Consider the following 12,476-nt stretch of genomic DNA (forward strand, 5'->3'; position numbering starts at 1 on the left):
GTTAGGGTGGGGTAAAACCTTGGTTAATCAGCTATTTCAGACTTGTGTGTACACCTTAGCCTTAAAAAAGGGGGGAACCGGAATTAAAGCCCCCCTTTTTTAAGGGGGGTTGGGGAGATCAATAACGATATTTGGGTACTTCAATAGGATATTTGGGTACTCCAATAGGATATTTGGGTACTCCAATAGGATATTTGGGTACTTCAATAGGATATTTGGGTACTTCAATAGGATGTTTGGGTACTCCAATACGATATTTGAGTACTTCAATACGATGTTTGGGTACTCCAATACGATGTTTGAGTACTTCAATACGATGTTTGAGTACTTCAATACGATGTTTAAGTACTCAAGAGCAATAAATAGAAAAGGTTTACACAGTAATCAGCTGCGAGGTTTGTGATGGGGGAAGTATCACTGACAACAATCACAGCAAGCCCATTGATTGCAAGGTTTTAATATCTGCTTGCAAATCTTCGACATCATAGTTAATGCAAACTCCCCGTTTTGCTAATTCATGTTGAAACTCAATCACTGTCAACCCAGTCCAAGCACGGGCTTTGCCACTACTAATTTTTTCCTGTTTGTACAATATGATGGCGATTTCGAGCTTTAATTCATCCTCAGTCATCTTGGTTGATTGGAGAATGTCATCAGGAATTACAACGCTCATTGGATTCTGCCGGAGAAAATTAAGTTATCCTAATTTTAATTTAAAGATAAACGATTCTATTGTGAAAGATGCTGGCAGCTTCTGAACGCAACTGTTAGCTGGCTGAGGTTATCTGTTGAGGTGCGATCGCAAAGTTTTCTTTTCGAGGCGATCGCCTAATTTGCTAACATCTGATTGCACATACCACTTCTAACCAGCATAATCGCCTAAAATAGCGATTCTGATACAGTGTGCCGCAGCTACGCCCATCGTAGACATCGCCGAATCCATGAGCGGAATTGACCGAAACATCACTCCAGATCGCCGACCAAGCCTTGTTGATCGCCATTTGCCCAACACCCCTCAAGTTCAACGGTTGCTGCAAAGAGAAGGTAGAGCGCATGTGTTCAGCGATCGCCAAACCCTAGAACGAGTTACGCAGGCGATCATCAAAAGTGGAGAACGAACCGGGATAGACGATGAAGAGGATGACTACGAACGTTATGGACTCTACTTTCCAGAGGCGATTGGTTACATAATTAGAACAGACGGCAGCCAAACACTGCTTTATTACGGTGAAATTAAAATTGTCAAAACCACAGGTGAATATCATGCTATCCCACGTACCAGCCCTCGCAGAACTTGCTAAAACTTGGAAGTTCTTGGAGCTTTGGGTTGATCCAGTTCTTTTCCCACCCAAAATTCTGATGTTGATTTGCGATCAAGATGGCACTTGTGGTATTTTCAACCCAACATCTGACTATAAACTTGTAGTTGCTCACTCAAATTATCAAGCAGCCCAAGAATGGCTGCTTGAGGATGAATATGAACGGGTCAAAGGGCAACTTTTGGCAGAAGAAGTCATGTAAATCGATATGAACGACAAAGATTTCAACAATTTATTGACTATTGAGCAAATCAAGACCATCCTCGCAGCGTTTTGTGTACCTGCGCCATATACCACATATAATCATCAATTTTGTAATTATCAGCAGCTTTAACTATGTAATCCTGAGCTAAATCAAGATTATTCTGGGCTTCGTAATATAATCCCAAGTAAAGATGACTGTAAAAATTTCCCTTTATCCCTTCTGATTGACCAACAGTTAAAACATCATCTGGTATACAATCTCCCGCATACAAATCATATACGCGCTGCATAACACGTCGAGGGTCATTTTTCACAGTTAGTAAAGAATTACGTGCCTCTTCAACACCTAACGAACGAGCTATGCAGAGATATCGCCATACTGTTTCTTCGACATCTTGAGCATTCACAGTCAAATCTATTTCAAATTGTTGAGCGCCCTCAGCAAATCTTTCTGCATAATAGTACGATAATCCACGTTGCCAGAGGTAGGGTTTAATACGGGCATCCAATTGCTCTGCTATGTCAAAATCTTGAATAGATGCATCAATCTTGGCCAGTTGAAAGTTAACCATGCCTCGGCGAATGTAAGCATTATGATTTTTCGGCTGATTGCGAATGGTTTCGTTCCAGCGCTGGAGTTGATTTTCCAGGGAATTTGAAAAAAACATGAGTTTGTTGAATTGGAATAAGATGCGGTGAATGGTTTAGGGGTTGCGATCATCTACATTACGATAAAAGGCGATCGTCAGAAACCATCTACAAGATAAAATGCAGTTATACACATTTTTTGTTATCAAGTGGAATATGAGACAGGTAATCGTGTATCGAGATGAAGATGGCTACTGGGTTGTAGAGTGCCCTAGCCTAAAAGGTTGTCTTAGCCAGGGTAAGACTAAACACGAAGCCCTTTCTAATATCAAAGAGGCGATCGCAGGTTATGCCGCCGCGTTGGAGGAGGATGGCTTGCCTGTTCCAGAAGATAACTTTGAAACTTTTCTGGTACTCGTGTGAGTAAAGTACCGAGCATTTCAGGAAGAGATTGCGTCAGAGCTATCGAAAATTGAGATGATAGATAGTCAATACCAGTCAGTGATCGCAAGTCCCGCAACTCTAGAAAATTCGTTGACATTGTGAGTAACAAGAGTCGATTGAAGTGCGATCGCTATTCCTGCAATCAAAATATCCATCGGGCCAATTGGAGTTCCTTGCTTGTCTAACTGGGTGCGAATTGTCGCAGCAGCAAGAGCAGCATCATAATCGAACGGAACCAGATTTACTCGGCTCAAAAGTTGCTGAAGTTGCTGGGTGCGTTTTGCTGGGGAGGTAGATTTTTTAATCCCGACTTGCAATTCAAACACAACGATTGTCGGAATACTAATTTCCTCAGCAGGGATACTGGCAAGGTTGTAAGCAACTTGTCCTTGACCCTTGAAGTAGTAAATCAGAGTATTGGTATCCAAAACGTACATCTAGAGACTTTCCCGTAAGATGTCTTGTCCTATTTCAGCCCGAATGTCTTCCAAGCTGGGAAAGTCTTCTCTCCAAGTTCCGGCAAGGGAATAAACAAGTTCCGCCCAAGAAACTGAGTCTACTGTATCGATGGGTTGGTTAGCATTTAGGTGCTTAGTACGAATAAATTCAGCAAAAGTCAAGACCTCGGTGGCTTGCTCTTGGGGAAGGGATTTAACGAGTGCGTAAATCTGTTCAGCGATGTTCATAATAGGATTCCAGATCAACGTTATAAAAATCTTAGCAATCTGCAACTAGAATCGGTGGACTCAGGTAAATCAACAGTATTCTATCTCTTCTGTCAATCCTGTTGAAGCTACTGAACGGTGCGATCGCGCTGATCAGACCAAGCCGCGAATAAACCAAAAGCAGCACAAGCGTAGAAGAATTTATTGCATTGCTATAAGGCTGGACTAGCTGAGGCGATCGCATTGGGCATCTGCAAGATAAAATAGTGGGATGCTAGGTTATAAATTAATAAAATACTATTGTGGTAGATTGATTGTTTTTTGTTTATTTGCTATGAAAAATCTAGAGATTACTTAGTTTGTAGTGTTTGCGAAATGAATTCTGAAAAGCCCACAGATAACAGTGACGTGATGAGAGAACACGACCTAGTTTCTTCTTCTAGTCCAGCACTAGAGGGATTAGAGGGCATTAGATATCGTTTGCGCGGTGGTTCTACAAAACAAAAAGTGGATGCTCTTTTAGAAGCATTTCAATATGGGCACAAAGGAATTGATCTAGTAATCCAGGCATTGGGCGATGATGTTAGAGAAGTGCGGGAATCAGCTTTGCTCTTATTGTCCTACAGCAGCGAAGCTACTGCTGAACAAGCCATATTGAATTATCTGCCCTTTGCAAAAATGCAATGCCTACATACCTTGACGGAATTTAATCTCGATTGCTACAAACCTGAACAACATCATCCATATTATTTTGCGATCGCAGACTACAATAACACTCTTATTTGCTATTGGGATCTGTATTATAAGCAATCTTTCGTTAATATTTGGCATTTGGAAACAGGTCAAAGCAAGAAAGATTTTGATCTAGCGATGGCTCACGAATTTCGTTTAGGCAAAAGCGGCAAAGTGTGTATCATTAGCTTTCAGGACTTTCTCTGGCCATTAGATACAGAAACACAAGAGCCGATTGGCACTTATCCCGATTACCTTATGCGTCCTGTTCAAACCCATCCCCATTGCTTAACTGTCTGCCCAACTAAACAGCCATTAGTTGCTACTGGCTATACTGTGGGTAAAACAGGAAGGTTAGAGATTTGGGATTATGAAACCTATACTCGTCGCCTCCATCATCAATTTCAGGATTGGGCTTTAGTACCTTTTAGTAATTTGCCTTTGGGTAACTACATATCACCCATATCACCCCTTCTCTTCACTCCTGATGGAAAATTGTTGGTTGCATATTTCAAGCAGAGATTGCAGAATAGGCTACAACTCTGGAATACCGAAACAGGAGAACTTATTCAAACATTAGATAATCTGCCTGCCCTGACAATTAATTCACTTGCAAACCGCCTTGATGGGCAAATTTTGGCTTGCGGAATCCGGCAAGACGAGGTGTGTGTATGGGAATTGATCAGCGATCGCATTCTCTATACATCTGCGGGTGTTGCTCCTTGCCTTATGAGTTCAGATGGTAGAGTTTTAATCTACTGTACAGACAACTACGAAATAGTTGTTTGGGATTTGGCAATGAACAGAAAATTATGCATATTGCAGGGACACACAGCGCCAATTGGTTATGTTGCCATGAGTAGCGATCGCAACTTCATTGCTAGTTATAGCATTGATAGAACAATTAAAATTTGGGGAGTGCAAGAGTCACTTATATACCAGTAGCGACCTGTAAATAATGTCGGAATTGAGAATAAATTATTTGCAAAGAATGGGTAATTTATCGTTGAATTGGAATCAGATGCAGTGAATGGTTTAGGGGTTACGATCGCTTACATTACGACAAAAAGCGATCGCATTGAGCATCTGCAAGATAAACTATTAGGTTATTGATAGCTAATTACAAATGAACGATGCCTACGGCGGGCGTAGCTGCCGCTGGACACTTACAGGAAAGAAAGCACTGGTTACAGGTGCCACCAAAGGTATTGGACTAGCTGTTGCCAATGAGTTCTTATCTCTGGGTGCAGAAGTCACAATTGTGGCACGGAATTCTCAGGATGTTGACCAACAACTAATTATCTGGCAACAAGCAGGATTACCTGCTTATGGGATTACAGCAGATGTTGCAACCCCTGATGGTCGTCAAGTCATCTTTGAGAAGGTTAGCAAAATCTGGGATAAATTAGACATCCTGGTTAATAATGTCGGAACTAATATTAGTAAAAAATTGGTAGAATATACGTTATCTGAGTATGAGTTCATTATCCAGACAAACCAGACATCAGTTTTTGAGATGTGCCGTCTGTTTTATCCTCTGCTTCAAAATGGGGAAAACAGCAGCATTGTGAATATAAGTTCTGTGGCTGGTTTAGTCTCGAATCGTACAGGCGCTCCTTATGGTATGACTAAAGCGGCTATAAATCAACTGACGCGATCGCTATCAGTTGAATGGGCTTGCGATCATATTAGAGTAAATACTGTAGCACCTTGGGCTATTCGCACGCCTCTAACCGAGTCTGTACTCGATAACCAAGATTTTCTCAAATTAGTTCTATCCCAAACACCTATGGGAAGAGTTGGTCAACCAGAAGAAGTAGCGGGTTTAGTGGCATTTCTTTGTATGCCTGCGGCATCTTTCATCACTGGACAATGTATCACCGTTGATGGTGGATTTTTGGCTTTCGGTTTTTAAGTCTCAAAGCGAGATTTATCCACGAGGTAGAAGAAACTACTTGCAAAATTTAGTATTGTAAAATTGGTGTCTTAAAATCAGGAAAAAACGCTCGTGGTTCCCATTAGAGATAATAATCCGACAAAAATCACGCCTTATGTAACTTATGGATTGATTGCTGCCAATGTCCTCGCTTTTCTTTATGAAGCAAGTCTTCCTCCACAAGCATTAAATGGATTTTTACACCTTGCGGCTGTAGTTCCACGAGAACTGACTTTAAGCTTTGCTGGTACCTCTCTACATCAACCAGTGCCAGAGTGGGCAACTTTGATTACCTCACAATTTTTGCACGGTGGTTTCTTGCATTTAGCTGGCAATATGCTGTTTCTCTGGATTTTTGGTAACAACGTTGAAGATAAGTTAGGTCATGCCAAATATTTACTGTTTTATTTATCTTGTGGTGTTTTGGCATCTTTAACCCAGTGGTTCTTCGCTCAAGATTCTAGCATTCCTTCTTTGGGTGCAAGTGGTGCGATCGCAGGTGTCATGGGTGCATACATTCTCCGGTTTCCCAACGCCGAAGTTCTCGGCGTTGTACCTTTAGGGTTTTTCTTCCCAACTTTTCGCGTCCCCGCATATTTCTTTTTGGGATTCTGGTTTCTCGAACAAGCCTTCTACGGGTTTGCTAGTCTCGAAACACCTACTAATATCGGTATGGAAAGCGGCGGTATTGCCTACTGGGCCCATGCAGGCGGGTTTATCTTTGGGGCAATTCTCGGCCCACTGTTGGGTTTATTTAGCGATAAATCCCAGGAAGAATCTTGGTATAAGTAATTCCTCATAGTATCATAATGCCCCTCAATTATACTGTTTGATTTAATAGGTGAAATTGCCTAAACTTCGCAACTGCCAGTCTTACAGGGTATATTGCAGTTAGTCAATAATTTAGGAAAAACACCTGTGTTTCCCCTCTACGACGAAAATCGGACGCGAATCACCCCGTATTTCACCTACGGGTTAATTGGCATGAATATTTTAGTTTTTATTCACGAGGTCAACCTGTCACATGCACAATTGAATCAGTTTTTAAGTCAGTATGCAGTAATACCTCATTCCTTAACCACCAATTGGAGGGGAGAGTGGATAACGTTATTTACGTCGCAATTCTTACACGGCGGTTGGTGGCACTTAATCTCGAATATGTTGTTTCTCTGGGTTTTTGGTAACAATATTGAAGATCGATTGGGTCATTTCAAATATCTGATTTTTTATTTGGCGTGTGGTGCTTTAGCTGCCTTGTGCCAATGGTTTATTGGGATGAATTCTGAGATTCCTTCTTTGGGGGCAAGTGGTGCAATTTCTGGGGTTTTAGGTGCCTACATTATCCGCTTTCCGCAAGCTAGAGTGAAGACCTTAGTTTTTTTGGGGATTTTCATCACCACAATCAGAATTCCAGCACTAGTGATAATTGGACTTTTCTTTGTGCAGAATGTGATATCCGGTCTTGCTACCCTTCAAACAGCCGCTAACATGAGCGTGGAAACTGGTGGAGTTGCCTATTGGGCACACATCGGTGGTTTTGTTTTTGGGGTGATTCTCGCTCCCCTATTTGGGTTGTTTAGGCGCGACTAAATACAGATTTACTAAAACTCGTAGCGAAAAAATTGCTACCTATCAAACCTTCCTTTGCGATACTCTGCGTTGAAATTTCCACCGTCAATTTGCCAAGGTTTTACCCAAAGCTATACAAGCAATTCCAACTTAGCAATTCACTATTTGGAAACTATTAGTTTTTGCTGGCACTCGCTGAAACTTCTTCTGATTCTTCTACAATTTTCGATTCTACTTCAGATGTAAATGTTGATGATTGTGCAATTTGCACCGGTACAGAAACAATGATATCAGCGCCATTGATAATTGCTCCCAATAACCCCAGTTCCGATTCAACCAATTGATCAATAGCCTCACCTAGCATATTCTCTTCTGTATAGTGTGGCCGCGCCACTAGTACGATCCCATCGCTGTAGGGTTGGATTAACAAAGGATCATTGGATATGCTGAGGGGACTAGTGTCTAAAATAACTAAATCAAAACGTTCGCGGACATCTTCGATCAGCCGCCGCATTTCGCTAGATTCAAGAATAGCAGCTGATTGCCGCACAGGGCCAGGGCTAGGAAGAATGTATAAATTTTCCACATCAGGAACTAAACGAATACATTCACTCAAATTAGCGTAATAACGCAGGGGTTCAATAGTGGCGTCGGGGTCAGGAATTACTTTCAGGAATGTACAACGGGAAGGCGATCGCAAATCTGTTTCGATAATCAAGGTTCTTTTACCAGCACGGGCTGAAGCTATACCCAAGTTATATGCACTCGCCGTTTTGCCCTCTTGGCTACTGGTGCTAGTAATCAACACCACCTTTAAGTTTTTACCACCAATCCGGCGCAGATTACTACGGAATTTTTCATAAAATTCTAAATAAGGAGAATCCTGGGAAAGTAGTACAGGCACCGCATCTTGATCCAAATCATCAACTGGCATTAAAGGCAATTCTCCCAACAGTGCCACTTCCCGTTGCTTGAGGCTCTCGCGGATATCTTCTCTGGTTTTGAAAGTCCCTTCCATCGCTCCCAACAAAAATATCACCCCGCCACCAATCAACACACCTAAAAAACCACCCACAGCAAGGGTAATAGGTACACTCTTAGGAGGTTTGGCATTGAGAATGACTGTGGGGCGTCTGGCAATGCTGAGACTGCTGGTAGTTTCTGCCTCTGCGGTTTTAGCATCAGTCAACTTCGCCTGCATTTGGTCATAGATGGCTTTTTTAAGTCCAACCTCCTGTTCTAAACGCGATCGTTCTAATTGCTTATTGGGTATCAGAGAATACTCTTGCCGTAGTCGCGCTTCTTGTTGGACTTCTTGAGTTAGTTGTTGTTGCAGTGTCTCTCGTTGGGTTTGCAAAGACACCATTTGGTTTGCCAATTGCTGGCGTGCTGGATCTAAGCTACTTTGAGTGCGAATACCTGCAATGTTACCCCGAAGTGGAGCCGCCGTACCTTCACCGCCTAACACCTCCGCAGCACGCTGTTGCAGCAATTCCTCAGCAGCTTGTTTCTGACGCTGCAACTGAACCATAGTTGGGTGTTCCGGTCGCAAATCTTTTCTGAGTACGGCGATTTGCGACTCACTTTGATAAATTTGCCCTCGCAAGTTACCAATAATTGGATCGGCACTCAAAGCAGAAGAAATATAAGCCTGTCCGACTGTTAAGCCTAACTTATTTTGTAAACTGCGAACTTGACCATCAACCCCAGAAATAGTTAATTGAATTTGCCGTTGTAGATTTTGACTGGAAGTAATGGCGGTTAACAAGCTGCCATTTTCTGCTGCTAATATTGCTGTTCGCTCTATGCGATCGTACTGTTCCAGCTTCTTTTCAGCAATTTGCAGTTCTCGTTTAACTTGTGGTGTGCGATCGTTAATCTTTTGAATAATTGCCTGTAATCGCCCAGTATTGATATCACTGCTCAACTTGATCATTGATTGCATCAATTCCGCCAAGACCTGTATAGCTCGTTTGGCGTCACTATCTACATATTTCAATTCCAAGATACTAGATTCCAATTCTCCACTCCTGGCGTTTTTTTTAGGTAAAGTCAGGGCAATACTGTCAGCGAGCTTTTTCGGTTTGACATCGACTTTCTCTGCCACTGCCGCAATTATCTGGTTTGATAGTAAAACTTCCTCATTCAGTTCCTTTCCTTGCTGTTGGATTTGACTACCAGTTGTAGAGAAAGAAACTGGTGGGCCACTATAGGTAAGTGCGGCAGATGCTATATAGCTAGTAGGTGGCTCTGGTTGCATAGCCACCACAGTTGACCCTGCTACAACTAAAGCAAAACTAGCTAGTCCAATCCACTTGTACTTCTCAAAAGCAATAAGATAGCGCTTAACAATTGGTGGGGTCATGGTCGCTTCGCTCCAATTAAAAATTAAAAATTAAAAATTAAAAATTAGGAAGCACCAAACTCAAGATAGTGACTTTGATATCAGGACGCTACCAACTTCCTACTGTATATCTCGGTTGATATCTTTAATATTTTTCCATTAATGAATTCAAAGAGAAGTTGGAGATGTGGCTTCCTCCACTCCCAACTATTTCTAGATTGTATCCTTCTTTTAGAGTTACTAATTTGATCCACCGCCACCGAAGTTTCTAAAAAATTGGAGAAAGGATTGGACATTGAAGAAAGGTTGGGTAATGGTAGTCAGTACATTAGTAATCTTACCAATGAGGTTCCGACCAACAATAAGAACATCATTATCTTGAAGCGCCACATTTTGAGATGCATCACCGCCTAGAGCTTTTTTAGCATCAAGTTTTTGGGTAACAGCTTGGCCTCGTTCAGGATCAAAGCGAATCAGAGCGATATCCCGGAGGTTAGCAGCGTCGAGATTTACTCCTCCCAAAGCATCTACAAATGTACTGCCGTTAGGTAACGCTTGAGTGGAAAAACCTCCCCCAGCGTAGTTTAAAATCCGGACTCTAATCTGTTGTACAGCCAAGGATGAACGTGCTACCAAATTGCGGTCATAACTGTCATCATTACCGACTTCACGACGGGGCACAAGTATCGCATCTCCGTCTTGTAAGCGTAAATTAGGGATTGAACCGCCATTTTGCAGTGCTGCATATAAGTCAATAGTTTGTGAAATCACGGAACCATCGATTAACTTCCGGCGTACTTGCACTTGTCGCAGGTCTGCATTCAACGTTGAACCACCAGATATTAGCAAGGCATCAGCAACGCGGGGTGTTGATGAATTAATCGGATAAATTCCTGGTCGAAATATTTCCCCGCTAATGGTAACTTGAACTGGTCGCGTTCCTGCCAAGGATACTACCACGATTGGATCTGGTAAAACGCGACTCAAACCCAAGCGAATTTTTTCTTGAGCTTCTTCCAAAGTTAAACCTTGCAATGACACCGTTCCCACTTGCGGCACTATGATGTTACCTTCTGGACTAATTCCAGCTTGAAAACTAATGTCTTGACGCTGCGTTGCTAAGGCTAAAACTATTACTGGATCAACTACATAACGATTTAAACCCAAGCGAATTTTTTGTTGAGCTTCTTGCAAAGTTAAACCTTGTAAGAAAACTGTTCCTAGTAACGGCACCACAATGTTACCTTCTGGGTTGATTAAAGCTTGAAAGCTCAAATCTGGAAAGCGCTGAACTGAAACGCTAATTCCATCTCCTATTCCTAAGCGGTATGGTCCAGGAGGACGCTGAAGCACAACGGCAATTGTATCTCCTGGGCCCAAGAGGTAGCGGCTGATTTGGGGGGAAATTTCGTCATTTACACCTGGAGGCACAACCTCAGTACCTGGCACAGGCGAGGGGGGTTGCCCTCGTGATTGTCCTTGAGATGGAAAAGGCTGGGCAAGAACAAGTTGGATAGGTGTTGTTAAGAAAACTCCTACTTGAAGACTGACAAAACACAGGGCGCTGAATCCACGCATATAAGAACTCGGATCTATGAACATCGGTGCAGGAAAACTGATATAGGAATTAGTCGCGCCGAGTGGCTATTTTACTCTAAGAATGTCCTAGATGTCTCTTTTATCTGCAAGTATTTACTAAGAAAAAGAGAAGAACTTTGCTAAATTTAAGTTCTAACTTCATATTGTTAACATCTTTTAGCTGAGTTTCAGCCTGAATACAATTTATAGAGATATTGATGAATCTCTGCATAAAGGCATCTATAACAGACTCTACAAAGGGCCTGCCATCAATACAGCTTGAACTGTTTCACCGATAGACTGGGCTAAAGACCAAGATGTTTCTACCTGCCCCAAAGGTTCCATTGGAATCAGAATGCTCACGCCCACCCAAGGAATGCGTTGCTTACGCCACTGTGCCAATTGATCCGCTAAAAACCAGTGTAAAGGTGATGGATTTCCGCCGTCTGGCATTGCGTACCATTGCAAGACAGCGAAGGTTTGCTGTGGTGTGGAAGCGCGAAAGAACCTAGCTTCTACTTTCGTTTCGACATTAGATGTCAACTTTGCAGACGGTTTCACAGTAAATTCAGCAGAGCGAGATTGAGCGACATCCCACTTTCCCCAGCGTGACCTTCCCCAGCCGTTAACGTCTGTCCACTCTACCTCTGGTTGATCCATAGGCCCATTTTGCGGCAGCAAAAGCAGGATTGCCTGGGATTGCGAACCTTCTTTTTTAATTAGCTGCAAAGACCATTTATGTTCGCCAATTAGCTGTTCTGCTTGTTCAATGGTTTGCCAACCAGGAAGAGTTAATCCAGTCTTGCGGATCTGTTTTAATTCGTTGAGGGTAGTAACAGGTGGCGGCTGTTTCCATTGCCAGTGTCCTGTCAGGTATCCGGGAACCCCTCCGATTGCCAGCAGCAGTAGCAATAACAAAAGTGCTGCTATTTGACTCAATTGGTTTTCCTTGAAAAACTTGGAGAAGGAAATCATCAGTAAAATTTATAATACTTAGGCAAAATTTTACTTCATAAAATAACACCGTGAGTTCAGTAATATTTATGACTTACGCATCAGCGACGAAAAATTAAGGGAGTAAGGGGAGCAGGGGGAGT

General features: G+C 42.4%; 15 protein-coding genes. 7 read left to right on the top strand and 8 right to left on the bottom strand.

The features are described 5' to 3' along the window. Positions 1-427: 427 nt before the first annotated feature. Entirely contained in the window at positions 428-673 is a 246-nt protein-coding gene (locus HWQ41_RS29575) for a UPF0175 family protein (protein WP_292770954.1), read from the bottom strand. A gap of 268 nt (positions 674-941) precedes the next feature. Here HWQ41_RS29575 and HWQ41_RS29580 point away from each other — a divergent pair, with 268 nt between their 5' ends. After that, positions 942-1,301 (top strand): hypothetical protein, encoded by a 360-nt coding sequence (locus tag HWQ41_RS29580; RefSeq protein ID WP_292770955.1) that lies wholly within the window; start codon positions 942-944, stop codon positions 1,299-1,301. Then, positions 1,264-1,521 carry a hypothetical protein gene (locus HWQ41_RS29585; RefSeq protein ID WP_292770957.1) on the top strand — a complete coding sequence of 86 codons (258 nt, stop codon included), beginning with the start codon at positions 1,264-1,266 and terminating at the stop codon, positions 1,519-1,521. The genes HWQ41_RS29580 and HWQ41_RS29585 overlap by 38 nt, the downstream gene beginning before the upstream one ends. A 49-nt stretch (positions 1,522-1,570) precedes the next feature. Here the strand turns inward: HWQ41_RS29585 and HWQ41_RS29590 are convergent, their stop codons facing one another. Then, the gene (locus tag HWQ41_RS29590) at positions 1,571-2,191 is read right to left on the bottom strand and encodes a hypothetical protein (RefSeq protein ID WP_292770959.1); all 621 of its coding nucleotides are present in this window, start codon (positions 2,189-2,191) and stop codon (positions 1,571-1,573) included. Between the two features lie 136 nt (positions 2,192-2,327). Between HWQ41_RS29590 and HWQ41_RS29595 the strand changes: the two genes are divergently transcribed. Continuing rightward, positions 2,328-2,534 (top strand): type II toxin-antitoxin system HicB family antitoxin, encoded by a 207-nt coding sequence (locus HWQ41_RS29595; RefSeq protein WP_292770961.1) that lies wholly within the window; start codon positions 2,328-2,330, stop codon positions 2,532-2,534. A gap of 65 nt (positions 2,535-2,599) precedes the next feature. On the opposite strand, the gene HWQ41_RS29600 is transcribed toward HWQ41_RS29595, so the two are convergent. From HWQ41_RS29600 to HWQ41_RS29610, 3 genes are read right to left on the bottom strand one after another with little or no spacing between them, the layout of a single operon-like run. After that, the gene (locus HWQ41_RS29600; protein ID WP_292770962.1) at positions 2,600-2,992 is read right to left on the bottom strand and encodes a type II toxin-antitoxin system VapC family toxin; all 393 of its coding nucleotides are present in this window, start codon (positions 2,990-2,992) and stop codon (positions 2,600-2,602) included. Continuing rightward, entirely contained in the window at positions 2,993-3,241 is a 249-nt protein-coding gene (locus HWQ41_RS29605; RefSeq protein WP_292770964.1) for a DUF2281 domain-containing protein, read from the bottom strand. Positions 3,242-3,272: 31 nt separating this feature from the next. Continuing rightward, entirely contained in the window at positions 3,273-3,464 is a 192-nt protein-coding gene (locus HWQ41_RS29610) for a hypothetical protein (protein WP_292770966.1), read from the bottom strand. Between the two features lie 131 nt (positions 3,465-3,595). Here HWQ41_RS29610 and HWQ41_RS29615 point away from each other — a divergent pair, with 131 nt between their 5' ends. The 4 genes from HWQ41_RS29615 (at position 3,596) to HWQ41_RS29630 (ending at position 7,478) form a co-directional block, all read left to right on the top strand. Further along, the gene (locus HWQ41_RS29615; RefSeq protein ID WP_292770968.1) at positions 3,596-4,897 is read left to right on the top strand and encodes a hypothetical protein; all 1,302 of its coding nucleotides are present in this window, start codon (positions 3,596-3,598) and stop codon (positions 4,895-4,897) included. A 181-nt stretch (positions 4,898-5,078) separates the two neighbouring features. Continuing rightward, positions 5,079-5,867, top strand: a complete 789-nt coding sequence (locus HWQ41_RS29620; RefSeq protein ID WP_292770970.1) for an SDR family oxidoreductase — start codon at positions 5,079-5,081, stop codon at positions 5,865-5,867. A gap of 93 nt (positions 5,868-5,960) precedes the next feature. Continuing rightward, positions 5,961-6,680, top strand: a complete 720-nt coding sequence (locus HWQ41_RS29625) for a rhomboid family intramembrane serine protease (protein ID WP_292770972.1) — start codon at positions 5,961-5,963, stop codon at positions 6,678-6,680. 126 nt (positions 6,681-6,806) lie between these two features. Beyond that, complete coding sequence (locus HWQ41_RS29630) at positions 6,807-7,478, top strand: rhomboid family intramembrane serine protease (RefSeq protein ID WP_292770974.1); 672 nt, start codon at positions 6,807-6,809, stop codon at positions 7,476-7,478. A 154-nt stretch (positions 7,479-7,632) separates the two neighbouring features. Here HWQ41_RS29630 and HWQ41_RS29635 read toward each other — a convergent pair whose 3' ends face one another. From HWQ41_RS29635 to HWQ41_RS29645, 3 genes are all read right to left on the bottom strand, one after another. Beyond that, positions 7,633-9,822: a polysaccharide biosynthesis tyrosine autokinase gene (locus tag HWQ41_RS29635; RefSeq protein ID WP_292770976.1), complete on the bottom strand. Its 2,190-nt coding sequence runs from the start codon at positions 9,820-9,822 to the stop codon at positions 7,633-7,635. A gap of 219 nt (positions 9,823-10,041) precedes the next feature. Beyond that, entirely contained in the window at positions 10,042-11,403 is a 1,362-nt protein-coding gene (locus tag HWQ41_RS29640; protein ID WP_292770978.1) for a polysaccharide biosynthesis/export family protein, read from the bottom strand. 228 nt (positions 11,404-11,631) lie between these two features. Continuing rightward, positions 11,632-12,354 carry a cyanoexosortase B system-associated protein gene (locus HWQ41_RS29645; protein WP_292770980.1) on the bottom strand — a complete coding sequence of 241 codons (723 nt, stop codon included), beginning with the start codon at positions 12,352-12,354 and terminating at the stop codon, positions 11,632-11,634. Between the last annotated feature and the right edge of the window lie 122 nt (positions 12,355-12,476).

Origin of the sequence: Nostoc sp. NOS(2021), assembly GCF_017115025.1 — a bacterium.
In the GTDB taxonomy this organism is placed as follows: domain Bacteria; phylum Cyanobacteriota; class Cyanobacteriia; order Cyanobacteriales; family Nostocaceae; genus Nostoc.

What these genes read in the sequence shown, in the direction of transcription:
- HWQ41_RS29575 (WP_292770954.1), bottom strand. Translation starts at nt 673, where the DNA reads ATGAGCGTTGTAATTCCTGATGACATTCTCCAATCAACCAAGATGACT.
- HWQ41_RS29580 (WP_292770955.1), top strand. Translation starts at nt 942, where the DNA reads ATGAGCGGAATTGACCGAAACATCACTCCAGATCGCCGACCAAGCCTT.
- HWQ41_RS29585 (WP_292770957.1), top strand. Translation starts at nt 1,264, where the DNA reads ATGCTATCCCACGTACCAGCCCTCGCAGAACTTGCTAAAACTTGGAAG.
- HWQ41_RS29590 (WP_292770959.1), bottom strand. Translation starts at nt 2,191, where the DNA reads ATGTTTTTTTCAAATTCCCTGGAAAATCAACTCCAGCGCTGGAACGAA.
- HWQ41_RS29595 (WP_292770961.1), top strand. Translation starts at nt 2,328, where the DNA reads ATGAGACAGGTAATCGTGTATCGAGATGAAGATGGCTACTGGGTTGTA.
- HWQ41_RS29600 (WP_292770962.1), bottom strand. Translation starts at nt 2,992, where the DNA reads ATGTACGTTTTGGATACCAATACTCTGATTTACTACTTCAAGGGTCAA.
- HWQ41_RS29605 (WP_292770964.1), bottom strand. Translation starts at nt 3,241, where the DNA reads ATGAACATCGCTGAACAGATTTACGCACTCGTTAAATCCCTTCCCCAA.
- HWQ41_RS29610 (WP_292770966.1), bottom strand. Translation starts at nt 3,464, where the DNA reads ATGCGATCGCCTCAGCTAGTCCAGCCTTATAGCAATGCAATAAATTCT.
- HWQ41_RS29615 (WP_292770968.1), top strand. Translation starts at nt 3,596, where the DNA reads ATGAATTCTGAAAAGCCCACAGATAACAGTGACGTGATGAGAGAACAC.
- HWQ41_RS29620 (WP_292770970.1), top strand. Translation starts at nt 5,079, where the DNA reads ATGAACGATGCCTACGGCGGGCGTAGCTGCCGCTGGACACTTACAGGA.
- HWQ41_RS29635 (WP_292770976.1), bottom strand. Translation starts at nt 9,822, where the DNA reads ATGACCCCACCAATTGTTAAGCGCTATCTTATTGCTTTTGAGAAGTAC.
- HWQ41_RS29640 (WP_292770978.1), bottom strand. Translation starts at nt 11,403, where the DNA reads ATGTTCATAGATCCGAGTTCTTATATGCGTGGATTCAGCGCCCTGTGT.
- HWQ41_RS29645 (WP_292770980.1), bottom strand. Translation starts at nt 12,354, where the DNA reads ATGATTTCCTTCTCCAAGTTTTTCAAGGAAAACCAATTGAGTCAAATA.